Annotated in this window: 19 protein-coding genes; 8 read left to right on the top strand and 11 right to left on the bottom strand. The window is 71.2% G+C overall.

The window, feature by feature from the left end:
- Window positions 1-51 precede the first annotated feature (51 nt).
- Window positions 52-6,876, top strand: coding sequence for a polymorphic toxin-type HINT domain-containing protein (locus tag LG395_RS22790; RefSeq protein ID WP_225811038.1), 6,825 nt, complete (start codon window positions 52-54; stop codon window positions 6,874-6,876).
- 32 nt (window positions 6,877-6,908) lie between these two features.
- Window positions 6,909-7,238, top strand: coding sequence for a hypothetical protein (locus tag LG395_RS22785; RefSeq protein ID WP_225811037.1), 330 nt, complete (start codon window positions 6,909-6,911; stop codon window positions 7,236-7,238).
- 303 nt (window positions 7,239-7,541) lie between these two features.
- Here the strand turns inward: LG395_RS22785 and LG395_RS22780 are convergent, their stop codons facing one another.
- Window positions 7,542-8,822 (bottom strand): DUF5685 family protein, encoded by a 1,281-nt coding sequence (locus LG395_RS22780; RefSeq protein ID WP_225811036.1) that lies wholly within the window; start codon window positions 8,820-8,822, stop codon window positions 7,542-7,544.
- A 266-nt stretch (window positions 8,823-9,088) separates the two neighbouring features.
- Here LG395_RS22780 and LG395_RS22775 point away from each other — a divergent pair, with 266 nt between their 5' ends.
- Window positions 9,089-9,526 carry a cell division protein SepF gene (locus tag LG395_RS22775; RefSeq protein ID WP_171157747.1) on the top strand — a complete coding sequence of 146 codons (438 nt, stop codon included), beginning with the start codon at window positions 9,089-9,091 and terminating at the stop codon, window positions 9,524-9,526.
- Window positions 9,527-9,564: 38 nt separating this feature from the next.
- On the opposite strand, the gene LG395_RS22770 is transcribed toward LG395_RS22775, so the two are convergent.
- Window positions 9,565-10,755: an acyl-CoA dehydrogenase family protein gene (locus tag LG395_RS22770; RefSeq protein ID WP_171157746.1), complete on the bottom strand. Its 1,191-nt coding sequence runs from the start codon at window positions 10,753-10,755 to the stop codon at window positions 9,565-9,567.
- A 112-nt stretch (window positions 10,756-10,867) separates the two neighbouring features.
- The gene (locus LG395_RS22765) at window positions 10,868-12,493 is read right to left on the bottom strand and encodes an MFS transporter (RefSeq protein ID WP_225811035.1); all 1,626 of its coding nucleotides are present in this window, start codon (window positions 12,491-12,493) and stop codon (window positions 10,868-10,870) included.
- A 260-nt stretch (window positions 12,494-12,753) separates the two neighbouring features.
- Between LG395_RS22765 and LG395_RS22760 the strand changes: the two genes are divergently transcribed.
- Window positions 12,754-14,097, top strand: a complete 1,344-nt coding sequence (locus LG395_RS22760; RefSeq protein WP_225811034.1) for a glycosyltransferase family 39 protein — start codon at window positions 12,754-12,756, stop codon at window positions 14,095-14,097.
- A gap of 237 nt (window positions 14,098-14,334) precedes the next feature.
- Window positions 14,335-15,360 carry a phosphatase PAP2 family protein gene (locus tag LG395_RS22755; RefSeq protein ID WP_171157740.1) on the top strand — a complete coding sequence of 342 codons (1,026 nt, stop codon included), beginning with the start codon at window positions 14,335-14,337 and terminating at the stop codon, window positions 15,358-15,360.
- Window positions 15,361-15,473: 113 nt separating this feature from the next.
- Here LG395_RS22755 and LG395_RS22750 read toward each other — a convergent pair whose 3' ends face one another.
- Window positions 15,474-15,689, bottom strand: coding sequence for an I78 family peptidase inhibitor (locus LG395_RS22750; RefSeq protein WP_171157738.1), 216 nt, complete (start codon window positions 15,687-15,689; stop codon window positions 15,474-15,476).
- Between the two features lie 461 nt (window positions 15,690-16,150).
- Between LG395_RS22750 and ctaD the strand changes: the two genes are divergently transcribed.
- On the top strand, window positions 16,151-17,842 hold the full coding sequence (ctaD, locus tag LG395_RS22745) for an aa3-type cytochrome oxidase subunit I (RefSeq protein ID WP_171157736.1): 1,692 nt from the start codon (window positions 16,151-16,153) through the stop codon (window positions 17,840-17,842).
- Here ctaD and LG395_RS22740 read toward each other — a convergent pair.
- Together LG395_RS22740 and LG395_RS22735 are read right to left on the bottom strand one after the other, a co-directional pair.
- Window positions 17,724-18,764 (bottom strand): helix-turn-helix transcriptional regulator, encoded by a 1,041-nt coding sequence (locus LG395_RS22740; protein WP_225811033.1) that lies wholly within the window; start codon window positions 18,762-18,764, stop codon window positions 17,724-17,726. The genes ctaD and LG395_RS22740 overlap by 119 nt on opposite strands.
- A 77-nt stretch (window positions 18,765-18,841) precedes the next feature.
- The gene (locus LG395_RS22735) at window positions 18,842-19,552 is read right to left on the bottom strand and encodes a LysM peptidoglycan-binding domain-containing protein (protein ID WP_225811032.1); all 711 of its coding nucleotides are present in this window, start codon (window positions 19,550-19,552) and stop codon (window positions 18,842-18,844) included.
- A 542-nt stretch (window positions 19,553-20,094) separates the two neighbouring features.
- On the opposite strand from LG395_RS22735, the gene LG395_RS22730 reads away from it, so the two are divergent.
- Window positions 20,095-20,886: a DUF8842 C-terminal domain-containing protein gene (locus tag LG395_RS22730; RefSeq protein WP_171157730.1), complete on the top strand. Its 792-nt coding sequence runs from the start codon at window positions 20,095-20,097 to the stop codon at window positions 20,884-20,886.
- 55 nt (window positions 20,887-20,941) lie between these two features.
- Window positions 20,942-21,358 carry a hypothetical protein gene (locus LG395_RS22725; RefSeq protein ID WP_225811031.1) on the top strand — a complete coding sequence of 139 codons (417 nt, stop codon included), beginning with the start codon at window positions 20,942-20,944 and terminating at the stop codon, window positions 21,356-21,358.
- A 63-nt stretch (window positions 21,359-21,421) separates the two neighbouring features.
- Here the strand turns inward: LG395_RS22725 and der are convergent, their stop codons facing one another.
- From der to aroH, 5 genes are all read right to left on the bottom strand, one after another.
- Window positions 21,422-22,915, bottom strand: coding sequence for a ribosome biogenesis GTPase Der (der, locus tag LG395_RS22720; RefSeq protein ID WP_171157726.1), 1,494 nt, complete (start codon window positions 22,913-22,915; stop codon window positions 21,422-21,424).
- A gap of 59 nt (window positions 22,916-22,974) precedes the next feature.
- Entirely contained in the window at window positions 22,975-23,643 is a 669-nt protein-coding gene (locus LG395_RS22715) for a lysophospholipid acyltransferase family protein (RefSeq protein WP_372463459.1), read from the bottom strand.
- Window positions 23,640-24,335 (bottom strand): (d)CMP kinase, encoded by a 696-nt coding sequence (gene cmk / locus LG395_RS22710; RefSeq protein ID WP_225811030.1) that lies wholly within the window; start codon window positions 24,333-24,335, stop codon window positions 23,640-23,642. Before cmk ends, LG395_RS22715 begins: the two co-directional genes overlap by 4 nt.
- 99 nt (window positions 24,336-24,434) lie before the next feature.
- Window positions 24,435-25,520 carry a prephenate dehydrogenase gene (locus LG395_RS22705; RefSeq protein WP_225811029.1) on the bottom strand — a complete coding sequence of 362 codons (1,086 nt, stop codon included), beginning with the start codon at window positions 25,518-25,520 and terminating at the stop codon, window positions 24,435-24,437.
- A complete protein-coding gene (gene aroH / locus LG395_RS22700; RefSeq protein ID WP_225811028.1) occupies window positions 25,517-25,879 on the bottom strand; it encodes a chorismate mutase in 363 nt (120 codons plus the stop codon). The genes LG395_RS22705 and aroH overlap by 4 nt, the downstream gene beginning before the upstream one ends.
- Between the last annotated feature and the right edge of the window lie 31 nt (window positions 25,880-25,910).

Below are 25,910 nucleotides of genomic sequence, written 5' to 3'. Positions count from 1 at the left end.
TCCGTGCGACGCGCGCACAGACAAGCAAGAGGCGCCTCCTGGGCGTTGGCCATGGCGCTGGCGGCATCGTTGCTGGCCGCGCCGGCGGCCCAGGCCGCGGGTACGGCCAAGGCGGTCGCGGCCGGGCGCAAGCAGCCGGTCGACGTGCCCGCGCGGGCGGCCGGGGGTGTGCCCCGTGACGGCGCGGAGCCGACGCAGACCAAGCCGGTCCGGCCGGTGTGGCCCAAGGCGGCGCACGCCCGCCTCGCCCTGTCGGGTCTGAAGCCGGGCAGGACCCTGCCGGTGGCACCGGCCGGCGACGCCCCGGACACTGCCGCCGTGCAGGTGGGACCGGCTCCCGCCGCGGCCGTGGCCAGGCAGCGGTCCGCCATCGCGGTCCCCGCCCCCACGGACGTGGACGTCAAGGTCCTGGACCGGACCGGGCTGAAGCGGACGAACGGCATCGGCATGGGCGTCCAGCTCACCCGGCGCGACGGCCGCGGCACACCCGGCCCGGTGAACGTCACCTTCGACTACTCGAAGTTCAGGTACGCCTACGGCGGCAACTTCGCCGCCCGTCTGCGTCTGGTCGCCCTGCCCGCCTGCGCGCTGACCACGCCGGAGGCGAAGGGCTGCTCGACGGCCGACCCGCGGCCCGTGCCGGTCCACAACGACCTGGCCAAGGGCACCCTCACCGCGACCGTCCAGGCCGACGCCGACCCCACGCCGTCCATCTCCGTCATCCAGCCGGACCGGACGGCGAAGTCCGCGCTCTCCTCCTCGGCGCTGAGCGCCGCCACCGCGTCGGGCGCGACGGTGTACACGCTGGCGTCCACGTCGTCCTCCGACGCCGGTGACTACCGGGCGTCCTCGCTGAAGCCGTCCGGCTCCTGGAACGTCTCGACCGGTTCGGGCGCCTTCTCGTACAGCCTGCCCTTCGACGTGCCCAAGCCGCCCGCCGGTCAGGCGCCGTCGCTGGCGCTGTCGTACAACTCCCAGTCGGTGGACGCCCTCACCTCCGCCCAGAACACCCAGGCGAACTGGGCAGGACTGGGCTGGGACCTGAGCGGCATCGGCTTCATCGAGCGCCGCTACCGGGGCTGCCAGGACGACGGCACGGGCACCGGCTGGGTCGGCGACCTGTGCTGGGACTCGCCCAACTCCGCCAAGGAGCCCGACGGGGCCGTCTACGTCATCAACTTCAACGGCGTCAGCTCCACTTTGGTCCAGGACGACAACGGCACCGGCTCCTACCACGTGCAGGACGACCCGGGCTGGCGCGTGCAGCACCTGACCGGTGGTCACGGCTCGGACGACGAGTACTGGGTGGTCTCGACCCAGGACGGCACGCGCTACTACTTCGGCTGGGGCCGCTCCGAGCGCACCGACGCCGCCACGGACTCGGTGCTGACCGTGCCCGTCTTCGGCAACAATCCCGGAGAGCCCGGCTACAACGGCGGTGTCGGCGTCAGCACGCAGGCCTACCGCTGGGGCCTGGACCGCGTCGTGGACCCCGACGAGGTGGAGACCGCCTACTTCTACGACAAGGAGCAGAACCACTACCGCTCGGTGCTGCTCGCCGACCAGGCGCGCGTGTACGACTCCGCCGCCTACCCGGTGCGCATCGAGTACGGCTGGGCCTCCCAGATTCCGGGCGCGCAGCTGCCCGCGAAGGTGGACCTGCGCTACGTGGGCCGCTGTGTGGAGCGGATGGCCGACAAGGACCCGTTGGCGAGCGAGCCGGCGGACTGCCCGGGCATCTCCGACCACCCGGACTCCTACCCGGACGTGCCCACGGACCTGATGTGCGACGGTACGAGCGCGGACAACGGGTGCCGGACGATCAAGGGTGAGACGTACTCGCCGACGTTCTTCGCCACGAAGATGCTGTGGGACGTCAAGACCTACGTGCGGGACGACGACGCCTCCGCGTGGAACCCGGCGATGCAGTACCAGATGAAGTACGGGCTGCCCAACCCCGAAGGCACCGTCGACAACACCCTGTGGCTGGACTACATCCAGCGCAAGGGCTACGGCGACGGCACCGACATCACCCTGCCGACCATCAACATCAACGGTGAGTGGCGGGACAACCAGCTCGGCGGCGGTGTGCTGAACTTCCGCCGCGTCACCCAGATCCACCAGGACCTCGGCTCGTTCGTCAACGTCACCTACCGCAACTACGACGCCCAGGACGCCTGCGACATCGACAACCCGCCCAGCGAGTCGAACAACACCCAGGCCTGCTTCAAGCAGCGCTGGGTGCCCGAGGGCGCCACGGACGAGAAGACGGGCTGGTTCAAGAAGTACGTCGTCGCCAAGGTCAGCGTCGACCCCGGACCCGGCTCGGGCTCGGGCAACGACGGCGACCCGGTGATGACCACCACCTACGACTACGTCGGCAAGCCCGCGTGGGCGTTCCCCAACGACCCGCTGACCAAGGACAAGGACGAGTCCTGGACCGACTGGCGCGGCTACCAGCAGGTCGAGGTCCACACCGGCACCAAGTCCAACGCGGCCTCCACCTACTACTGGCTGTACCGCGGCATGGACGGCGACCGCACCGACAAGGACGACCCGTCCAAGACGCGCAGCGTCACCGTCGACGACGGTGACAGCGGCCGGCCGGCGGTGACCGACTCCCCCTGGCTCAACGGCAAGGTGCTGGAATCGAGCAACCGCGACGGCTCCGGCCAGTCCCACAAGCGGGTCTGGCACGAGTACTGGGTCCACGACACCGCGCAGTACGACGGCCTGCCCGACGCCCGCTTCGTCCGCGACTCCAAGACGACCACGGACGAGCTGACCTCCAGCGGCTGGCGCGAGCACACCGTCAAGAACGAGTTCGACGACACCGAGCCGGCCAGCACCAAGTACGGCCTGCCCCTGCGCACCAACGACTGGGGCCTGTCGGACACCGACGACAACCGGTGCACCACCTTCGGCCGCGCCTACAACACCGACTACTTCCCCGGCTCGCAGGTCCAGCGCTGGATGGTGCTGCCCGACGAGACCCGGCACTACGCCGCCGACTGCGCGGCCAGGTCCTCGGCCAACCAGGACGCCTACGCCGTCACCCTGTACGACGACGCGACCTCGGTCGACACCGACAAGCCGACCGACGGGCACCCCACCACCGTGCGCGCCTACACGGACGCCACGCACTACCGCGAGACCAAGGCGAAGTTCGACCAGGCCGGCCGGCAGACCTCCACGACCGACGGCGAGCAGAACACCACCACGACGACCTACCAGCCCGCCACCTCGTGGCCGGTCGACGGCGTCAAGGTGACCACGCCCGACCCGGACGGCAGCGACGGCCCGGCCGCACCGCAGACCACCACCACCTGGTACTCCCGTCTGTGGGGGGTGCCGTACCGCATCCAGGACGCGAACAACCAGACCACGCGTATCGTCCTGGACTCCGTGGGCCGCGTCTCGAAGGTGTTCAAGCCCTCGCAGATCTCCGCCTACCCCGACGGCACGCCCAGCCTGAAGTACCAGTACGACATCACGACGTCGGACAACAGCGACGGCGTCCCGGACCTGGTCTCCACCGTCCCGCCCAAGGTCACCACGACCACACTCCAGTCGGCCGGAAAGGTCCTGACCAGCTACGACTACCTGGACGGCCTCGGCCGAGCCCGCGAGACCCAGGTCCCGGCGCCCACCGGCACCGGACGGACCGTGATCTCGACCCGCTACGACACCTCGGGCAACGTCACCGGCACCAGCGCCGCGTTCTACAACTCCGGCACCGCCGGCTCGGGCATGGTCCTGCCCACCGTGGACAGCCTGCCGTCCTACACCGACCTGGTCATCGACTACGCCGGCCGCACCACCGAGTCCCGGATCATGGTGGACGGCGATCCGCAGGCCCAGGGCCAGACGATCACCAACTACCACGGTGACTACACCACCACGATGCCTCCCGCCGGAGAGCGCACCAACAGCTACACCGACGTGTTCGGGCAGGTGAGCAAGGTCGTCGAGTTCGGCCCGTCCACGTACACGACGTACTACGAGTACAACCGCAGCGGCCAGCTCTCCAAGATCACCGACTCCAAGGGGAACATCACCACCTACGCCTACAACTGGCTCGGCGAGCGCACCGGCGGCAAGGACCCCGACGCGGACCTCAACGGCACGGGCGTCATCACCTACGACGGCAACGGCAACGTCGAGACGGTCAAGGACGCGGCCGGCACGGTCCTGACCTACACCTACGACCACCTCGGCCGGCCGCTGACCGTGCAGAACGGCACCAAGGTGCTGACCCGCACCACCTACGACACGGCAGCGGGCGGCATCGGCAGGCCGGCGACCTCGACGTCGTACGCGGGTGGTTACGCCTACACCGACAAGGTCAACACCTACGACGCCGACGGCAACGCCACCGAGACGCAGACGACCGTCCCGGCCGACGGCACGGGCTTCGAGAACACCTACGTCACGAAGTCCTCGTACAACGCGCTGGGCCAGCAGACCAGCCTCACCTACCCGGCCGTCGGTGACCTCCCCCAGGAGACCGTCACCACGCAGTACGACGGCTTCGGCAACCCGGAGAAGGTCACCAGCGACCTGAACAACACGGTCTACGTCGACTCCACCGGCTTCGACCGCGTGGGCCGGCTGGCCGACCGCACCTACGGCACCACGGCCACCACCACGACCACGGCCCGCCGCTCGTACAGCTACGACGACGCCGACGGCACCGGCTGGCTGACGAACATCACCACCACCAGCAGCACGAAGGGCACCGTCCAGAACGACGACTACCTCTACGACAACGCCGGCCAGACCACCGACCTGGCCGACAGGACCACCGGACAGCACCAGTGCTACACGTATGACGAGCTGAACCGCCTCAGCCGTGCCTGGACCACCGGGGCGAGCACCGGCTGCGCCGGTCCCTTCTCCCCCGACCTGGCCACCGGCAAGGACCCCTACCAGCTCGACTACACCTACGACGGCATCGGCAACCTCCAGAAGGTCACCAACACCACCGCCACCGGCGCCCAGGTCAACGACTACGTCTACCCCGGCTACTCCGCCGACCAGTCGACGTACACCGCCGGGGCCGCCCACCCGCACGCCGTGACCTCGGTGAAGACCCCGACGGGCACCGACCTCTACGACTACGACGACGACGGCCAGATGAAGAGCCGCACCGTCGGCGGGAAGCAGACGACCCTCGTCTGGAACGAACTGCACCAGGTGACGTCCGCCTCCGGCGCCGCCACCACCGGCTACGTCTACGCGGCCTCCGGTGACCTCCTGGAGCGGAAGTCCACGGACGAGACCGTCCTGTACCTCACGAGTCAGGAGATCCACAAGGCACCCGGCGCCACTGCGAAGGCCACCCGTTACTACGGCGACGGCACGACGACCGTGGCGATGCGCACCGCGGTGGACAAGACCAGCAGCAAGCTCAGCTGGATCATGTCCGACACCCAGGCGTCGACCCAGCTGACCGTCGACGCGGGGACGGGCACCGCGCAGCGGCGGCGCTACCTGCCCTTCGGCGCCCAGAACGGCGGCACCGCCCTGCCCTCCGGCTCGGACCGGGGCTTCCTCGGCAAGACCGAGGACGACGCGACGGGCCTGTCCATCCTGGGCGCCCGCATGTACGACCCGAAGCTGGGCCGGTTCCTCAGCCCGGACCCGCTGAACTCGCCGTACGACCCGCAGTACCTCAACGCCTACTCGTACTCCCTCAACAACCCCGTCACCTACAGCGACCCCGACGGGCTGAGGCCCATCACGGATTGTGAATACGGTTGCGGCAGCGGAGACGACAGCTACCGCGACTGGATGTCCCCGAACGGCGACGGCACCTGGTCGTACCACTACGAGTACTCCCACTACGTCTACAACGGACAGGGGGAGCTGCACAGCGTCGTCAAGACGGGCAGCGACCTGCCCCCGCTCGGCAAGAAGATCGTGTTCAAGCCCCTGGACATCAGTGCCCAGGTGACGGTCATCAAGGCGCTCGCCTCGACCTTCCTGCCCGACCCCAAGGCGTGGAAGGACTGCCTCTCGGGTTCGGGGGTCTCCAGTTGCCTCATCGCCGGCACGGACCTGCCCCTGGGCAAGGCGCTGAAGCTGGTGCCCGACTCCGTGCTGAAGAAGGGCGCGAAGGCCGCCGAGGAGTGGGTCACCAAGCTCACCAAGGGGTGCAACTGCTTCCTCGCCGGCACGGACGTCCTGATGGGCGACGGCAAGACGACCAAGGACATCGAGGACGTCAAGGTCGGCGACAAGGTCCTCACCACCGATCCGCAGACCGGTAGGACGACCGCGCAACGGGTGACCCGCCGCATCGTCACCGACACCGACAAGCACTTCAACGAGCTGTCCGTCGCGACCGAGGACGGCATCGAGAAACTGACGGCGACCCACGAACACCCCTTCTGGTCCCCGTCACGACACGACTGGGTCCAGGCCGGCGACCTCAAGCCGGGCATGACCCTGCGCACGGACGACGGCCGCACGGTCATCATCACCGCCAACCGCCCGTTCACGACCCACGCCCGCACGTACAACCTCACGGTCGAAAACGTCCACACGTACTATGTCCTGGCGGGCGAGACGCCGGTTCTCGTTCACAACAGCAGTTGCTCGGTCCCGATCTCGAAGGGAAGATGGGATCACATTTGGGACCGTCATGTGAATCGAAGCCAGTATCCGAACAAGAGTAAGTTCAACACCACGAGCAAGGCGAAGATCGAGAAGATGATCAATCGCGCTCTTGGTGGCGCGACCGATGACGGTGTCTACTTCTACCGATTCCCGTCGTCGATCGGCACGACCGCTGCCGGCGACCCGCAGTACTACATCAGAGTTGTGGTTCGGGATCGAAAGCTGATCACAGCATTCCCGTCCGATGCCCCGTGAGGTGTGGCGAGCGTGTTTGAGGAGTTGTCGCGATGGGCGTAGACGTAGTGTTGAAGCAGGTGGAAGGGCGGGGATCGAGCCCTAAGAGGCGCCGCCTGGCCCAAGTGGACGCCGTGCTGGACGGCTCGGATCTGTTTGCACATATCTGCGAAAGCAGCAACCTGCCCATGCTGAATCGAGTAGATCCCTACGGGACTCTGATTCTGACCCCGCAAGATATGCCGCAATTTATTTCCGAGGTTGACGCGGAGCGAAGTTCGGCCGAGGGTGATGCGGAGCGCGATATCTTGACCGCTGTCCGAGGACTTGCCGAGCGATGTGCGGATGAAGTGTCGATGGAACTTCACCTTGAGGGGGACTGATCAAGTGAATCAAGTGACAGTCTGCCGAATTTCAGGAGAAACCGTGCCGATTGATCGTGGAGGTTCGGAAACGATCGAGTCCGAGGGCGGCGGTGAATGCAGCTGGAATTCTTCTACTGGGCGGATCGGCGCCCAGTAGGGAGGTGAGGCCGGCTTTCTACCCGCTGGCCTGCTGAGCGACAGCGGACCACAGGCCCCACCGGGAAGTTCCGGCGGGGCCTGTGCGGTGACGCCCCCCTTCGACGTGTCGCGTCGGAGACGGGGGCATGCCTTCAGGATCGTCGTCCGTCCGCGTCAGTCGACTCAGCAACCGTCGCACGGGCAGCAGCAGTCGCAGCAGTCGCACCCGTCGCAGGGACAGTCGCAGTCCCGGCAGCAGCCCTCCCGCTTCTTCCGGGACCACGGACCCTCGTACTCCTCGGCGCAGCACATCCTGCAGGTGCAGCACAGCGCGAAGAACATCCCGCAGCCGGCCCAGAAACCGCGTCGGCCCTTGACCGGCTCGGGCGGCGGACCGAAGCCGCCCCCGAAACCGCCTCCTCCGCCGAAGCCGCCTCCGCCGGGAGAACCGCCGCCGGCGTACGGGTTGCCCGGAAGGGGAGCGCCGGCGCCCTGCGGATTGCCGCCGCCGTACGGCTGTTGCGGTCCTCCGGCTCCGTACGGCCCCGGCCGCGTCCCCGCGTCGTCGGACCCCCGCGGCCCCCCGTGCCGACCGGCCGCGCACGCCGGTGCCGTCCCGAAGGCGCGGTCCACCGAGCGGCGCAGTTCGTGGACGAGGAGGAGGTGGACGAGCCGGCCGTCGTGGAACCCGGCCTTCCGCAGGGCGAGCCGGATGCCGTGCAGGGCGTCGGCGGCGAGCCGGCGTGCCTCGGTGAGGGGCGTGCCGGTGGCGGTGAGCGGGTTCCAGGCACCCGACAGGGCGTCAGCCCGCCGGTCCTCCACGGCGTCCAGCAGGTGGGCGAGGCGGCCGAAGAGGCGTCCGGCCTCGGCCAGGGGCCCGGCGTTGTCCGGCCGCCCGGCCAGCAGCGCGGTGTGCGCGAAGGCCGCGGCGGTCGCGGTCTCGGTCGGTTCGGTGACCGTGAGGACCGGAGTACCTGGACCGGCAAGGGCCTCGACGCCGGGCTGCCGGTCGACGGCGTCGACGAGGACGCCGGTGTCGAAGCCGACCGCCGCCCCGCCGCGTTCACCGGCCCGGCCCCAGTTCGCCGCTAGCCGGCGCGCGGCGGCGGCGACCGGCGCGCGGGCCAGCAGCCCGTCGCGGTCGGCGACGTGGTCGCGCACCTTCGCGGAGGCGAGCACGAGGGAGACGGCGGCGGCGAGCCGGGCGCCCTCACCCTGTGCGACGGACGCGGTCCGCATGCCGCGCAGCGCGCACGGTCCGGCCGTGCGACGGGTGCCGCTCAGCGGGCCGGCCTGAGCTTCCGTCAGGACCGACAGCAGAAGTCCGTCGTAGTTCGTCACCATCCGCGCGAACTGACCGTGGTCGCGGCGCAGGGCCAGACACAGCCCGCACAGGTGCGCCGTCCAGTCGGCCGTGAACCGCTCACCGAGCCGGTGGGCGCAGGGCCTGACGATTCCGAACACAACATCCCCCGTACTGTGATACGACGTTGCCGTTCACCCATACGCACCGTGCATCACCCGTCCGCCGCAGACAATCATATTTCACTCTCAGTCAGCAGCCGTATGAGTCTCTCCCCTTGGGGCACAAGGACTCTCGACGGATCCGCTGTGCACCAGTACCGTCACAAACCCCCCGCGCGGCGTCTATCCACTTGGCGAGGCGTCCGCATCATGGATGACCATAGGGATGCGGAAAGCAGAAGAGACCGCTGTGAGAGGAGGCGTCCATGGGATCGGTACGCAAGGCGAGTGCGTGGCTCGGCCTCGTCGACGACAACGATGACGAGCGCTACTACGACGACGACTACTCCGAGGGCACCGAGTCCGGGGACGCCTGGGTCACCGACCCCCGGGTGAAGGTGGCCACGGACACGGCCGAGGACAAGGGCCGCCGGATCGGCACGGTGACCCCGGACAGCTTCCGGGACGCCCGCGCCATCGGCGAGCTGTTCCGGGACGGGGTCCCGGTCATCATGAACCTCACCAACATGGAGCCCGGCGACGCCAAGCGGGTCGTGGACTTCGCGGCGGGGCTCATCTTCGGTCTGCGCGGCTCGATCGACCGCGTCTCGAACCGGGTGTTCCTGCTCACCCCGGCCGACACCGAGATCATCAGCGGTGACGCGTCCGCCCACCGCTCGGACGGCTTCTTCAACCAGAGCTGAGGCGGGGCCGCCGCACCGGCCCCGCCCCGCCCCGGTGCTCACCGGAAGGCGTCGAGCCCGGTGAGCGCCTTGCCCAGCACGAGCTGGTGCATCTCGACGGTGCCCTCGTAGGTGAGCACCGACTCGAGGTTGGTCGCGTGCCGCATCACCGGGTACTCCAGGGAGATCCCGTTGGCACCGAGGATCGTCCGTGCCGTACGGCAGATCTCGATGGCCTCGCGGACGTTGTTGAGCTTGCCGAAGCTGACCTGCTCGGGACGCAGGCGGCCGGCGTCCATCCGCCGCCCCAGATGGTGGGCGAGCAGAATCCCCTTGTGCAGCTCCACGGCCATGTCGGCGAGCTTGGCCTGGGTGAGCTGGAAGCCGCCGATGGGCCGCCCGAACTGCTCTCGTGACCGCGCGTAGTCGAGGGCCGCCTCGAAGCTGCTGCGGGCGGCGCCCATCGCGCCCCAGACGATGCCGTAGCGGGCGTGGGACAGGCAGCTGAGCGGTCCGCGCAGCCCGGTGACCTCCGGCAACACGGCCGTGGCGGGCAGCCGTACGTCGTCCAGGACCAGTTCGCTGGTGACGGAGGCGCGCAGGGACCACTTGTGCTTGATCTCCGGCGCCGAGAAGCCGGGGCTGTCGGTGGGGACGACGAAACCGCGGACGCCCTCCTCGGTCTGCGCCCAGACGACGGCCACCCCGGCGACCGAGCCGTTGGTGATCCACATCTTGCGGCCGTTCAGCACCCAGTCCTCGCCGTCCCGCTTGGCGTGGGTGCGCATCGAGGCGGGGTCGGAGCCGTGGTCGGGCTCGGTCAGCCCGAAGCAGCCGATCACCTCGCCGGCCGCCATGCGCGGAAGCCACTGGAGCTTCTGCTCCTCGCTGCCGAACCGGTGGATGGCGTACATCGCGAGGGAGCCCTGCACGGAGACCAGCGACCGGATGCCCGAGTCGGCGGCCTCCAGTTCGAGGCAGGCCAGACCGTACTGGACAGCGCTCGCGCCCGCGCAGCCGTAGCCGGTGAGGGACATGCCGAGGGCGCCGATCGAGCCGAGTTCCCGGGCGAGGTCCCGGATGCCGGGCAGTTCGCCCTTCTCGTACCAGTCGGCGACGTACGGCAGCACACGGTCGGCCGCCCAGGTGCGGACGGTGTCCCGGACGGCCAGGTCCTCCGGCTCCAGCAGGTCGTCGAGCCCGAGCGGGTCGGCGGCATCGAACGGGGGCAGCTTCGCGGACGCGGACATGGAACACCCTCCGGAACACGGGACGCCACACGGGACGTCGGCAAAACTAGCAACGCTAGTTACGGCTCTCCGGCCGACGTTACGGTGCAGTGTCCCGCACGTCCAGAGGAGGTCAGGCGCTGACCCGCGGTTTCCCGGCCGCCGCCTCCGCCTCGCGCGGCGACGGCAGCGCGGGCTCGCCGCCCGCCGGCTCCTCGCCGCACTGCATGAGCCACGGCAGCCGCAGTGCCATCACCGCGCCCAGCAGCAACAGACCGGCGCTCACCAGCAGCGTCACGTGCAGCCCGTGCACGAAGGAGTCCCGCGCGGCGCGGCGCAGCGCGGCCCCGGCCGAGCCGCCGAGCCGTCCGGAGACCTCGTACGCCTCGCCGAGCGAGTGGCCCGCCGCGTCCGAGGCGGACCGGGGCACGCCCGGCACCGACCGCAGCCCCGGCGCGTAGGCGGCGTTCATCACGCTGCCCAGCAGCGCGATGCCGATTCCGGCCCCGAGCTGGTACGACGTCTCGCCGATCGCCGCCGCACCGCCGGCCTGGGCGGCCGGGGCCTCGCTGAGCATCGACTCGTAGGCCCCGAAGAGCGTGGTCTCCAGGCCGAAGCCCAGCAGCACGAAACCGGCCAGCAGCAGCGTCGGGTCGTCGGCGGCGCCCATGCCCGTCAGCGTCAGCACCGCCGCGGTCGTCAGGCAGAAGCCGAAGCACACCATGCGGCGCGGACCGAAGCGGCGCAGCATGCGCGCACCCGCGAGACCGGCCGCCATCGCGGCGAGCGTGAGGGGCAGCAGTCGCAGGCCGGTCTGCAGCGGGGACAGGCCGAGCACCAGTTGCAGGTACTGGGCGGCGATCAGCTCCAGGCCGACCAGCGCGAGCATGGCCAGCACGATGCAGCCCACCGAGGTGCTGAACGCGGGCCGGCGGAACATGCGCAGGTCCACCAGCGGATGCGCGAGCCGCCGCTGACGCCGTACGAAGAGGACGAGGAGGGCGGCGCCGGTCAGCAGCGGCAGCACGGTGAGGGGGCTCGCGGCCGCCTCGCCGCCGCCGAGCCGCTTCACGCCGAAGACCACCCCGAACAGCCCGGCCGCCGCCATCAGCGCGCCCGTCACGTCCCAGGGGCCCTCGCCGTCACCCCGGGACTCGGGCAGCAGCACCCGGCCCACCGGCAGGCTCACCAGCATCAGCGGGATGTTGACGAGGAAGACCGCGCCCCACCAGAAGTGCTCCAGCAGGAAGCCGCCGAGCAATGGTCCGACCGCCGCGCCGACCGCCGCGACCGCGCTCCAGACGCCGATGGCGAGGGCGCGCTCGCGCCGGTCGGGGAAGACCTGGCGCAGGATCGACAGCGTGGCCGGCATGATCATGGCGCCGCCGACGCCGAGCAGCGCGCGGGCGACGATGAGCATCTCGGCGGTCGGCGCGAACGCGGCCACGGCGGAGGCGACCCCGAAGAGGGCGTAGCCGAGCAGCAGGACGCGTCTGCGGCCGACCCGGTCGCCGAGGGTGCCGAAGAGGATCAGCAGCGAGGCGCAGACCAGCGGATAGACGTCGACGATCCAGAGCAGTTCGATGGCGCCGGGCTTGAGGTCCTCGGTGACGGCGGGGACCGCCACGTGCAGCACGGTCGCGTCGAGCGCGACGAGCAGCAGGCTGACGCAGAGCACGACGAGGACGACCCAGCGGTTGGCACCTGCCCCGGGCGCCCGACGGCGCGGCCGTACGGCAGCCGTGGTCGTCCCGGACATGTACGTACCTCCCAGATGCTCCCTCGTGCGGGGCGGACCGACGGGGTGGGGACCCCCAGTCGTACGGCCGGAGAGGAGCGGTGTCTCCGGCCCGCGCGAACCCACGCGGGTGAATCGTCACAGTACGCGAGTCCGCCGCGCGGTCACGTGGCGGACCTCTCACCCACCGGAGGGAACCCGTGTGGCGTACCCCACGTCCGCCCCTCTTGACCCCGACCCGGCGGGAGGTCCGGTGGAGCGCGCGGTCGATAATCGAGCCCGTGACCGATCCCGCGACGCGCGTGGCCCCGACCCGTGCCCCTCTCCTGCGCCGGGCCGCTCCTGCCCTCCTGGGCTACGCGGCGGTCCGCGCCCTGGGGCTTGGGGTGCTGGCGGTGTGGAGCGCCGCGCGCGGCAAGAACGCGTTCACCTTGCTGACCGCCCGCTGGGACTCGCTCTGGTACACGCGGGTCGCCGAGCTGGGGTACGGCTACGAGGTGCGGCTGCCGAACGGGGACGTCCACTCCAACCTCGCGTTCTTCCCGCTGCTGCCCTGGCTGGAGCGGCTGCTGCACGCGGTCGCGCCGCTGTCGTACGCGGGGGCCGGGTTCGTGGTGAGCCTGGTGGCCTCGCTCGCCGCCGCGGCCGGGATCTTCGCGGTCGCGGACCGGGTGTACGGCCCCCGGGCCGGGGTGTGCTCGGTGCTGCTGTGGGCGGTGCTGCCGGTCGGGATCGTGCAGTCGATGGCGTACAGCGAGTCGCTGTTCACGGCGCTGGCGGCCTGGTCGCTCTACGCGGTGCTGACCGGGCGCTGGGTGGGCGCGGGCACGCTGGCGGCCCTGGCCGGACTGACCCGGCCGGTGGGGGCGGCGGTCGTCGCCGCCGTGTGGGTGGCGGGCGCGCTCTCGTTCAGACGGCAGCGCGACACGTCGGTCCCGTCAAGGCAGGAGCGCGACACGTCGGTCCCGTCAAGGCAGGAGCGCGACACGTCGGTCCCGTCAAGGCGGGAGCGCGACGCGGTGGTCTCGTTCGGGCGAGAGCGCGGCACGCGGCACGCGCCAGGCGCGCACGATGGCGAACACGCGCCCGCGCTGGGACCCGGCGCGCCCGTCACCCCGTACGCCCCTGGCCGGCGGCGCGCGCTCGGCATGCTGCTCGCTCCGCTCGGGGCCGCCGGCTACGTCCTCTGGGTCGGCCACCGCACCGGCAAGGGCCCCCTCGGCTACCTGGACGTGCAAGCCGGATGGCGCAACGGGTTCGACGGCGGCTACGCCTTCGCCCGCTTCGTGGCCGACAAGTTCACGTCGGTTCCGTCCGCTCTCGCCGGACTCGGCCTGATCGCCGGGGTGGCCCTGCTGATCTGGCTGTACGTCACCGGGGTCCGCGCGCGCCAGCCGGTCGAACTGCTGGTCTACACGGGCGTCGTGCTCGCCCTCGCTCTGTGCGCTTCGAGCTACTTCGGCTCCAAGCCGCGGCTGCTGATGCCCGCCTTCCCGCTGCTGCTGCCGCTCGCCCGTGCCCTGGCCCGGCCGCGTACGTCCCGATCGGCCCTGCTCACGGCGGGGTTGGCGGTCGCGGCGGCGGTCTACGGGGCCTTCTGGCTGAACGGCACCGGGCCGCCGTGACCGGCCGGGCCGTCCGATGACGCCCCGGAGAATTGCGTGCCAGGTCCGGGTTAACACATTCATAAGCGCCATATAAACAACACCCGGCATGATCAAAGGAATTGGCCCGATCGGACTCACAGGATTGCGGAATCCCGAGAATTCGGGCCGCCCTTGAGAGGTTTCCCACATCACATCGTCATCACAAAGACGCTGTTTCGACCGGGAACACCGCTCACTCGCTGTAACGTCGATTGGGTGCGTACCGAACGAAACCTCACCCGGCGTCTGGACCGGGTGTTCGCCAGACTGGACCGTGAGCCGGAACGACCGGCCCACATCGATGTGCCGAGGATGAGCCGGCACCGGGTCGTTCTGTTCTCCGCGACCCTGGCTTTCTACCTGGCGATCGTGTGGGCCGTGGTGACGACCTCCTGGCTGGTCCGGCTGGACTGGCAGGTCATGTTCTTCCGGCCGTACCAGCAGTGGCCCGAGATCCACGCCTTCCTCGACTACTACGTGGTGCTGGGCCAGCGCGGCCCGACCGCCGTGATGGTCGCGGCCTGGCTCGGCTGGCGCTCCTGGCGGCAGCACACCCTGCGCCCGCTGCTCACCCTGGCCACCTCACTGCTCCTGCTGAACATCACGGTCGGCGCCGCCAAGCTCGGCATGGGGCGGCTCGGTCCGCACTACGCGACCGTGATCGGCTCGAACGAGATGGGCCTGGGCGGCGATATATTTCCCAGCGGCCACACCGCCAACGCCGTGGTGACCTGGGGAATCCTGGCGTATCTGGCCTCCACCCCGACGGCGCGCCGCTGGCTGTCGGCCCTCTCCGCGGTCACCTCGCTCGGCGTCGGGCTCACCACCGTCTACCTCGGTACGCACTGGCTGAGCGACGTGCTGCTGGGCTGGGCCGCCGGTCTGCTGATCCTGCTCGCCCTGCCCTGGTTCGAGCCGCTGATCGCCAAGGCCGAGCTGGGCCTCTTCGACCTGCGCGACCGCTGGCGTGCCCGCCGCGGCCTGCCCGCGCCCGAACCGGCCGTGCCGGTCGCCCCGGTGCCGCTCAAGCCGCGCGGCCTGCCGGCCGAACAGCCGGTGCCGGCCCGCGAGCCGGTGGCCTCCACCCGGTCCTCGCGGGGCCTGGCGCACCTCGCGCCGGGTCCGCACACGGCCCGTTCGGAACGCACCCCGGTCACCCCGGCGGGCAGCCGCCGCCCGCCGCACGCCGACCGTCTCCCGCGCGGCACGTCCCAGCCGGCCCGGCCGCTGACCGGCAACTGACGGCCGCCACCGGCCCGGGGTTCCGGTACGCACCACCGCCCCGCGCCACGACGAAGGCCCCGCTCCTGCCGTGGAGCGGGGCCTTTTGGCGTACGGGGGCCGAAAACGGGTCGTCAGCCCTTCCAGGCGCGGGCCACCCGGCCGTCCCGCACCTCGAAGTTCAGCCGTCCGGCCCGGTACTCCATGGTGATGATCGCGCCCGGCGGCAGCGACCGCACCGTCGACCAGCCGCGCTGCCGCGCGAGCCGTTCGGCGTGCGCCGCTTCGAGGCCGACGTACCCGTCCGGGTTGTCCTGGGGCTCCGCTGACGGAGTGGGAATCGGTGCCATGCGGCAACGCTAGGCCGCGACCGGCGGTGACGGAAGCCGGGCACGGACGGGTAAGAGCCGTATCCGGCTGCCGTCACACTTCTGTCACAGCCACTGCGAGCCCGTTTCGGCCGCGGTCACATCATCGGCCGCGACGGCGGGTGTCACACGAACGAGGGTTTCCGTTGGGCTCACCGGGGTATTCGAACAGAATTCACGCGTGTCGGAGGGCCGCTTCGAATTACCCGGCGGAAAGTGCCGCAGTGGGGATCGGGGCGGGCCCGGGGCCGCGATTCCCCGCGCAATCCGCAGTGGTGCCACGGCAGCTGACGCCACATGGGAAATTCACGGATTCAGCACACAACCGCCGGACGCGCCCTGTCGGAGCGCGCGCCCGGCGAGCCCCAGGGCGGCAGCTCACGGGTGCGCGCGCCGCGGGAGCCGCGGGCGCGGGCGCGACGATGCGAAGGGGCGAGCGAGCGATGGGAACCGAGACCGCCGGGGCGCCGGCGCTGCCGGTGCGGCGGGCCAGGGCCGGCCGGCTGGTGGTGGACTGGCTCACGACCACCGACCACAAGAAGATCGGCCACCTGTACCTGATCACGGGCTTCGGGTTCTTCCTGGCGGGCGGGGTCATGGCGCTGCTGATGCGCGCGGAACTCGCCCGGCCGGGGCTTCAGCTCATGGACAACAACCAGTACAACCAGTTGTTCACGCTGCACGGCACCATCATGCTGCTGCTGTTCGCGACCCCCAGCTTCGCGGGCTTCGCCAACGAGCTGATGCCGTTGCAGATCGGCTCCCCCGACGTGGCCTTCCCCCGGCTGAACATGCTGTCGTACTGGCTCTTCGCGTTCGGCGGGCTGATCGTGCTGAGCTCGTTGCTGGTGCCCACCGGTCCGGCCGCGTTCGGCTGGTTCGCCTACGCGCCGCTCAACGACGCCCGGCACTCCCCCGGCGTCGGACCGGACCTGTGGATCATGGGCCTGGCCCTGGCCGGCTTCGGGACGATCCTCGGCGCGGTCAACTTCCTCGCCACCATCATCGGGATGCGCGCCCCGGGCATGACGATGTTCCGGCTGCCGATCTTCACCTGGAACACGCTCTTCACGTCGATCATGATCCTGATGGCGTTCCCGGTGCTGGCGGCGGCGCTGCTGGTGCTGGAGTCGGACCGGCGGTTCGGCTCGCAGGTGTTCCAGGCGCCGAACGGCGGGGCGCTGCTGTGGCAGCACCTGTTCTGGTTCTTCGGGCACCCCGAGGTCTACATCATCGCGCTGCCGTTCTTCGGGATCATCACGGAGATCATCCCGGTGTTCAGCCGGAAGCCGATCTTCGGCTATCTGACGCTGGTCGGCGCGACGATGGCGATCACCGGGCTGTCCATGGTGGTGTGGGCGCACCACATGTTCGCCACGGGCGCGGTGCTGCTGCCGTTCTTCTCCTTCATGTCGTTCCTGATCGCGGTGCCGACGGGGGTGAAGTTCTTCAACTGGACCGGCACGATGATCAAGGGTTCGCTGTCCTTCGAGACGCCGATGCTGTGGGCGATGGGTTTCCTGGCGACGTTCCTGTTCGGCGGGCTGACCGGGGTGATCCTGGCGTCCCCGCCGATGGACTTCCACGTGACGGACTCGTACTTCGTCGTCGCCCACTTCCACTACGTGGTCTTCGGCACGGTCGTCTTCGCGGTCTTCGGCGGCTTCTACTTCTGGTGGCCGAAGTTCACGGGCAAGATGCTGGACGAGCGGCTGGGGAAGATCCAGTTCTGGACCTTGTTCGTGGGCTTCCACGCCACGTTCCTGGTGCAGCACTGGCTGGGCGCCGGAGGGATGCCCCGCCGGTACGCCGACTACCTGGCGGCCGACGGGTTCACCACGCTCAACACGGTGTCGACCATCGGCTCCTTCCTGCTGGGCCTGTCGACGCTGCCGTTCCTCTACAACGTCTGGAAGACCGCGGTGTACGGGGAGAGGGTGGACACCGACGACCCCTGGGGCTACGGCCGTTCCCTGGAGTGGGCCACGTCCTGCCCGCCGCCCCGGCACAACTTCGTCACCCTGCCCCGGGTCCGCTCGGAGTCCCCGGCGTTCGACCTGCATCACCCGGAGTACGCGGCCCAGGCCCCGCAGCCCGAGCCAAAGCGCCATCAAGCCGGTCCCGAAGCGTCCTGACGGCGTCGGTCAGCCCGGCCGGCTCGATCACCTCGAACGGCAGGCCCAGCATCAGCAGGTGAACGACCATCACGTCGAGGCTCGCCGCGCCGCAGCGCAGCAGGCACGCGTCCGGGCCGTCCGGCTCCAGCGTCCCGGAGGACGGCGAGACGCGCTCGGCGGCCTGCTGCACGGGCACCAGCAGCCGGACGGTGGCGTGCGCGGGGTACGCGCGCGTGGAGACGCCCCGGGACACGTAGGCGGCGAGGTCCTCGGCGGGCGGCTCGCGCGGGGTGAAGCGCGGCCCGTGCGGCGGTCTGGGCGTGATCCGGTCCACCCGGAAGGTCCGCCAGTCCGCCCGGTCGACGTCCCAGGCGACCAGGTACCAGCGCCACTCCGTGCACACCAGCCGGTGCGGTTCGACGGTACGGCGGCTGTCGGCGCCCTCGTGCGTGCGGTACGCGAACCGCAGCCGCTCGGCGTCCCGGCACAGGTGGGCGAGTTCGGTGAGCAGGGCCGGGTCGACGGGGGTCACCGGCGGGCCGCCACGCAGCATGGGCACGGTGAAGGCGTTGAGGGCGCTCACCCTGCGGCGCAGCCGGTGCGGCAGCACCTGCTCCAGCTTGGCGAGGGCCCGTACGGAGGTTTCGCCGATGCCTTCGATGCCTTGTCCGGCGGCGGTGCGCAGGCCCACGGCAACGGCGACGGCCTCGTCGTCGTCCAGCAGCAGCGGCGGGAGCTCGGCGCCGACGCCCAGTTGGTAGCCGCCGCCGGTGCCGGGGCTGGCGTGGACCGGGTAGCCCAGTTCGCGCAGCCGGTCCACGTCCCGGCGGACGGTGCGCGGGGTGACGCCGAGCCGTTCGGCCAGCTCCGGTCCCGACCACTCGCGGTGGGCCTGGAGCAGCGAGAGCAGGCGCAGCAGCCGTGCCGAGGTCTCCAACATGGGCCCGAGTGTGCCAGGACACGCGGACAGCCGCTGTCCTCGAGGGGAGCAGCGGCCGTCCGTCTTGCGGGCCGGGCTCAGAGCGCGAGGCGCTGCCCGGGCACGATCAGGTTCGGGTCGTCGCCGATGACGGCCCTGTTGGCGGCGTAGATCCGCTGCCACGTGGTGCCGTGCCGGGTCGCGATGGTGCTCAGGGTGTCGCCCTGGCGGACGGTGTAGCCGCCGTGCGGGGCACCACGGTGGGTGGTGGCCGCGGGGCGTTCCGGCGCCTGCGCCGGGGTGGACCGGGTGGGCGCGGACTTCGTCGCCGGGCCGCTGGTGCGGGCCGCCGTGCCGGAGGAGCCGGTGCGGGCCGCCGCCGGGGCGGCGCCGAAGGCTCCGGCCCGGCCCGAGCAGACCGGCCAGGCGCCCCAGCCCTGGGCCTGCTGGACCCTGGTGGCGACGGCGATCTGCGCGCTCCTGGAGGCCTGGTCGGCCGTCGGGGCGTAGGCGGTGCCGCCGTACGCGCGCCAGGTGCCGGCGGAGAACTGGAGCCCGCCGTAGTAGCCGTTGCCGGTGTTGATGTGCCAGTTGCCGCCGCTCTCGCACTGGGCGATGCGGTCCCACACCCCGTTGTCCGCCGCGGCGGCGTTGCCGGTCGCCGCCAGCAGTCCCAGCGGGGCCAGCAGGGCGGCTCCGGCGAGCGCGGCCGCGGTACGGCCCTTGCGGGCGCCGTCGGGACGGGCGTCATCGGGCCGGGCGCCGTCGGGACGGGCGGTGCTGCGGGTGGTATCGGCACACTCGGACATGTAGTTCCCTCTCCACGAACCCGGGCTCCCCCGAGGCGGGGCGCGCTCACCGCGCAGGACCGCGGTTCCTCGCGCCCGCCCCGTCCGCCGTGACCGGTGTCGGCGATCCTGCGCTGCCTGGTGCCGGCCGGCGGACGTACCCGAGCGGTGCTCGTTGCACACGGCGGAGGAATGTAAGGAGGTCGAGCGGGGGGAATCAACCAACTCGCCGTCGTTCCAGGCCACTTGCCTGTTACCCCGGGTATCGGCGATTTTCGGCCACCCACTACATCCGTTGATTTCATGATGTGTCGACCATCGGCCGACGCGACCTGTGACCCACATCACCCGTTCAAGTTCCTTGACGCCGGACGGAGTTGACGGTGAGTGTTCGATTCCGCACCCCAGGTGACCGTACGCGGTGGAAGGTGCGAACCGGTCGCCCCCAAGGCGTGACCACCACCACAGGACGCCCGTTGTCTTCTTCATGAGCCCGGAACCCCGGGGCTCATCGGCCGGGAGCCACCCGGCCGACCCAGCACCGCATCCCGAGGGAGCCACCCGTGCCGCGCATGCTCGACGTCAGCGACGCCGTACGCGCCGAGATCGGCGACGAAGAAGCCGACCGGCTGCTCGCCGGAGAGAACGCCCCGGGCAGTTACGACTGCACGTCCTGTCGCACCCCGGGCGACTCCGAGCAGGAGCGCACCAGCACCGTTCTGTTCGTCGGCGACGAGACCGCCGTCCTCGCCTTCGCCCACGCCAGCTGTCTGCCCTCGCAGGTCGTCCAGGTGACGGAGGAGCAGCTCCAGGGCGCCGTCCGCTCCATCGGCGCCGTCGGCGGCGACCCGGCCGGCGGTGAGCCGCGCACCTCCGTGCCCGAGCAGGCGGTGCTCGGCGTGACCAGCGGACTCGTCCTGGTCGACGGGGAACTGCACCCCGCGCTCGTCGTCGAGCCGACCTCGCCGATCGTGCGTCCGGGCACCACCGGCACGGGCGACGACTTCCTGCCGCTGCTCATCGAGCAGGGCTTCATGCCGGTGACCGAGCTGGCGTCCGTCCCGCCGGTGCTGCACGGCTGGTCCGTCCTGCTGGCCGTGGGCCAGCTGCACGCGGTGCTCCAGCCGTCGGCGGCCGGCGGGCAGCCGGTGGCCTGGTGGCAGGCGCACCAGCCGCTCCAGGTGACCGACAGCTGGCGGGCCGCCGCGAACAAGCACCAGCAGGTGCTGATGTTCGCCGCGCCGGTCGGGTCCATCGGGCGCCAGCCCCGGGAGGACCTGCTGCGGGACGCGCTGGACAAGGCCGCCGCGGGCGGCCGGCTGGTCGCCGCCGCGCTCCCCCTCGCGGGCACCTGAGCCCCGGTGAGCCGTCCGGCCGCATCTCTTTCCGGTTACGGTCGTTTGGACATACGTGCACGCATACGACACTCCTCCCCGCCGGTCCTTCTCCTCCGTGCCGTCCGCCCGGGCGGCGCACGAGCCGTCCGGCGGGTCCTCGGCCACGCCGATCTACGACTCGCTCTACGCGGAGTGGGTCAGGACCTTCCGCACACTGCCGGGGGACCGCAGCGGTGAGGAGGAGCTGGGGTTCAGCGCCTTCGGGGACTTCCCGGACGGTTCGGGCACGTACGGCGGGCACGGTGGGCACGGTGGGCACCGGGCGGGCTCGTTCAGCAGCTCCTACAGCGCCTACAGCGCGGGGGCCTACAGCGCCCGGCAGCAGTCGCAGTGGCAGCGGGTCGGCACGCTGGGCCGGCAGCACGACACGGGGATGCAGCACGTGCCGGCCGCGGCCGCCCTGCCGCCGGGGCCGCGCCGGAGCGCGTGACGGGCACACGGACGAGGAGGGCGGCCCTGGTGTTCCAGGGCCGCCCTCCTCGTCGTACCGCCGTTACTTCTTCTTCGCGCCGCGCTTCTCGCGCACCCGCACCGAGATGTGGATCGGGGTGCCCTCGAAGCCGAACTCCTCGCGCAGGCGGCGCTCGATGAAACGCCGGTAGCCCGCCTCGATGAAGCCGGAGGCGAAGAGCACGAACCGCGGCGGCTTGGTGCCGGCCTGGGTGCCGAACAGGATGCGCGGCTGCTTGCCGCCCCGGACGGGGTGCGGGTGGGCCGCGACCAGCTCGCCGAGGAAGGCGTTCAGCCGGCCCGTGGGCACGCGCGTCTCCCAGCCGGCCAGCGCCGTCTCGATCGCCGGGACCAGCTTCTCCATGTGCCGGCCGGTGCGCGCCGAGACGTTGACCCGGGGCGCCCAGGCGACCTGGCCCAGCTCGGTCTCGATCTCCCGCTCCAGGTAGTAGCGGCGCTCCTCGTCCAGCGTGTCCCACTTGTTGAAGGCGATGACCATCGCGCGGCCCGCCTCGACCGCCATGCTGATGATCCGCTGGTCCTGCACGGAGATGGACTCGGAGGCGTCGATCAGCACGACGGCGACCTCGGCCTTCTCCACGGCGGCGGCCGTGCGCAGCGAGGCGTAGTAGTCGGCGCCCTGCTGGAGGTGGACCCGCTTGCGGATACCGGCGGTGTCCACGAACTTCCAGGTCTTGCCGCCGAGTTCGATGATCTCGTCCACCGGGTCGCGGGTGGTGCCCGCCAGTTCGTTGACGACGACGCGCTCCTCGCCGGCCACCTTGTTCAGCAGCGAGGACTTGCCGACGTTGGGGCGGCCGATCAGGGCCACGCGGCGGGGGCCGCCGATCGCGGTGCCGAAGGACTGCTCGGGCGCGTCCGGCAGGACCTCGAGGACGGCGTCGAGCATGTCGCCCGTGCCGCGGCCGTGCAGGGCCGAGACCGGGTGCGGCTCGCCGAGGCCCAGGTTCCACAGGTAGGCCGCGTCGGCCTCGCCGCTCGGGCCGTCGACCTTGTTGGCGCACAGCACGACCGGCTTGCCGGCCTTGCGCAGCAGCCGGACGACCGCCTCGTCGGTGTCGGTCGCGCCGACCTTGGCGTCGACCACGAAGACGACCGCGTCGGCCGCCTCGATCGCGTACTCGGCCTGGGCGGCGACGGAGGCGTCGATGCCGAGGACGTCCTGCTCCCAGCCGCCGGTGTCGACGACCTTGAAGCGGCGGCCGGCCCACTCGGCCTCGTAGGTGACGCGGTCGCGGGTGACGCCCGGCCGGTCCTCCACGACCGCCTCACGGCGGCCGATCATCCGGTTCACCAGTGTCGACTTGCCGACATTGGGGCGGCCGACGACGGCGAGCACGGGCAGCGGACCGTGGCCCGCCGCCTCGATGGCGCCCTCGACGTCCTCGATGTCGAAGCCCTCTTCCGCGGCGAGCTCCATGAACTGCGCGTACTCGGCGTCGCCGAGAGCCCCGTGCTCGTACTCGTGCGCGTTGTCGTACACGTCCGAGCCGTCGGGCTGGATGTCGTCGTTCATGAAGTCCGTACCTCGTTCGTTCGTGGTGATCGGTGGACCGCTGTACCGCGGCTGATCCACTACTCAAGTGTCGCCCGGCGCCCGGTCAGGCGCCTGGCGTTTTCCAGGTGGCTGGTGAGCTGCTTGCGGATGCGCTCGGTCGCCTCGTCCAGCGCCTTGCGCGTACGCCGCCCGCTGCCGTCGCCCGCCGGGAACGGGTCGCCGAAGACGACGTCGACGCGGGAGCGCAGCGGCGGCAGCGCCTTTGTCAACCGGCTGGGACGCTCCGCGCTTCCCAGGACGGCCACGGGGACGATCGGCGCCCCGCTGCGGACCGCGAAGTAGGCCAGCCCGGCCCGCAGCGCGGCGAAGTCGCCCTCGCCCCGGGTGCCCTCCGGGAAGATACCCAGTACTCCCCCGGCCGCCAGCACGTCGAGGGCCTGGCCGATCGCGGTGCGGTCGGCGGCGGCGCGGTCCACCTTCAGCTGGCCGATGCCGGTCAGGAAGGGGTCCAGCGGGCCGACGAAGGCTTCCTTCTTGATCAGGAAGTGCGTCGGCCGGGGTGCCACGCCCATGACCATCGGGCCGTCGATGTTGTGGGAGTGGTTCACCGCGAGGATCACCGGGCCGGTGGCCGGCACCTTCCAGGCGCCGAGCACACGCGGCCGCCACAGCCCGTACATCAGGCCGACGCCGATGCGCCGCCCGATCTCGGCGCCCCGCTCCGACGCGACCGGCCGACGGCTCACTTCCCGGCCCGCTTCTCCTCGACCAGGGTGACGACGCACTCGATGACCTGGGCGAGGGTGAGCTCGGTGGTGTCCACCTCGACGGCGTCGCCGGCCTTGGCGAGCGGCGAGGTCTTGCGGCTGGAGTCGGCCGCGTCCCGCTTGATCAGAGCCTCGCGGGTGGCGGCGACGTCGGCGCCCTTCAGCTCGCCGCTGCGGCGGGCCGCGCGGGCCTCCGGGGAGGCGGTGAGGAAGATCTTCAAGTCGGCGTCCGGCAGGACGGTCGTACCGATGTCCCGGCCCTCGACCACGATGCCGTTCGCCGCGCCGGCGGCCAGGGAGCGCTGGAGCTCGGTGATGCGGGCGCGCACCTCGGGGACCGCGCTGACCGCGCTGACCTTGGAGGTGACCTCCTGGGTGCGGATCGGGCCGGCCACGTCGACGCCGTCGACCGTGATGGCCGGGGCGGCCGGGTCGGTGCCGGAGACGATCTCCGGCTTGCCGGCGACGGCCGCGATGGCGGTCGGGTCCTCCAGGTCGATGCCGTTGGTCACCATCCACCAGGTGATCGCCCGGTACTGGGCACCGGTGTCCAGGTAGCTGAGGCCGAGCTGGGCGGCCACGGCCTTCGACGTGCTCGACTTGCCCGTGCCGGAGGGACCGTCGATCGCGACGATCACGGGCTTGGCGGTCGGGGCGGCGCCGTTTTCCACGGGAGGGCACCTTCCTGGTGAAGGGTGGGGAGCGGGGTCCGGGGCGCGAGGGCGCCCCGCACAAGGTTACTGGCTCGCGGGAGGCGCCCTCACCGGGTGTTACCGGCGCAGCGCCCAGCCCCGCTCGCGCAGTGCCTCCTCCAGCACGGGCACCGCCTTCGGTTCGACGCTCAGCTGGACCAGACCGGCCTGCTGCCCGGTCGCGTGCTCGATGCGGACGTCCTCGATGTTGACGCCCGCCCGGCCCGCGTCGGCGAAGATGCGGGCCAGCTGGCCGGGCTGGTCGTCGATGAGGACGACGACGGTCTCGTACGCGCGCGGGGCGCTGCCGTGCTTGCCGGGTACCCGCACCTGGCCCGCGTTCCCGCGGCGCAGCACGTCCTCGATCCCGGCGGTGCCCTCGCCGCGCTTGGCCTCGTCGGAGGACTGAAGGGCGCGCAGGGCCCGCACCGTCTCGTCCAGGTCGGCGGCGACGTCGGAGAGCAGGTCGGCGACCGGTCCCGGGTTCGCGGACAGGATGTCGATCCACATGCCCGGGTCGGAGGCGGCGATCCGGGTCACGTCCCGGATGCCCTGCCCGCACAGCCGTACGGCGGCCTCCTCGGCGTGCTCCAGGCGTGCGGCGACCATGTTGGACACCAGGTGGGGCATGTGGGAGACGAGGGCGACGGCGCGGTCGTGGGCGTCGGCGTCCATGACGACCGGGACGGCCCGGCAGTGCGAGACCAGCTCCAGGGCGAGGTTGAGCACCTCGGTGTCGGTGTCCCGGGTCGGGGTGAGCACCCAGGGGCGGCCCTCGAAGAGGTCGCCGGTGGCGGCCAGCGGGCCGGACTTCTCACGGCCGGACATGGGGTGCGTGCCGATGTACGCGGCGAGGTCCAGGCCGAGCGCCTCCAGTTCGCGGCGGGGGCCGCCCTTGACGCTCGCGACGTCCACGTAGCCGCGGGCCACGCCCCGGCGCATGGCGTCGGCGAGGACCCGGGCCACGTGGGCGGGCGGGGCCGCCACGATCGCCAGGTCGACCGGGTCCTGGGGGGCCTGGTCGGTGCCGGCGCCCAGCGCGGCGGCCGTGCGGGCCTGCTCGGGGTCGTGGTCCGCGAGGTGGACGGTGACGCCGCGCTGGGTGAGCGCCAGGGCGGCGGAGGTGCCGATGAGGCCGGTTCCGATGACGAGTGCGGTTCTCACTGGGCGATGTCCTTGCGCAGGGCCGCGGCGGCGCCGAGGTAGACGTGGGCGATGTCGGCGCGCGGCTTGTCCGACTCGATGTGCGCGAGGATCCGCACGACGCGGGGCATGGCGCCCTCGACGTGCAGTTCCTGGGCGCAGATCAGGGGGACGTCCACGATGCCGAGCGTGCGGGCGGCGGCGGCCGGGAAGTCGCTGTGCAGGTCGGGGGTGGCCGTGAACCAGATACTGATCAGGTCGTCGGCGGTCAGCCCGTTCCGCTCCAGGACGGCGGTGAGCAGGGCACCGACCCGCTCCTCCATGTGACCGGCCTCGTCCCGCTCCAGTTGGACGGCCCCGCGGACCGCTCGTACCGCCACGGCGCTGCTCCTCGCTGACGTGCGTGTTCCG

This window comes from Streptomyces spinosus, from assembly GCF_020400655.1.
Taxonomy (GTDB): Bacteria; Actinomycetota; Actinomycetes; order Streptomycetales; family Streptomycetaceae; genus Streptomyces; species Streptomyces argyrophylli.
This window is presented reverse-complemented; position numbering and strand designations above follow the sequence as displayed.

Coding starts and splice junctions, on each gene's coding strand:
- LG395_RS22790 (WP_225811038.1), top strand. CDS start 52: ATGGCGCTGGCGGCATCGTTGCTGGCCGCGCCGGCGGCCCAGGCCGCG.
- LG395_RS22785 (WP_225811037.1), top strand. CDS start 6,909: ATGGGCGTAGACGTAGTGTTGAAGCAGGTGGAAGGGCGGGGATCGAGC.
- LG395_RS22775 (WP_171157747.1), top strand. CDS start 9,089: ATGGGATCGGTACGCAAGGCGAGTGCGTGGCTCGGCCTCGTCGACGAC.
- LG395_RS22770 (WP_171157746.1), bottom strand. CDS start 10,755: ATGTCCGCGTCCGCGAAGCTGCCCCCGTTCGATGCCGCCGACCCGCTC.
- LG395_RS22765 (WP_225811035.1), bottom strand. CDS start 12,493: ATGTCCGGGACGACCACGGCTGCCGTACGGCCGCGCCGTCGGGCGCCC.
- LG395_RS22750 (WP_171157738.1), bottom strand. CDS start 15,689: ATGGCACCGATTCCCACTCCGTCAGCGGAGCCCCAGGACAACCCGGAC.
- ctaD (WP_171157736.1), top strand. CDS start 16,151: ATGGGAACCGAGACCGCCGGGGCGCCGGCGCTGCCGGTGCGGCGGGCC.
- LG395_RS22740 (WP_225811033.1), bottom strand. CDS start 18,764: ATGTTGGAGACCTCGGCACGGCTGCTGCGCCTGCTCTCGCTGCTCCAG.
- LG395_RS22735 (WP_225811032.1), bottom strand. CDS start 19,552: ATGTCCGAGTGTGCCGATACCACCCGCAGCACCGCCCGTCCCGACGGC.
- der (WP_171157726.1), bottom strand. CDS start 22,915: ATGAACGACGACATCCAGCCCGACGGCTCGGACGTGTACGACAACGCG.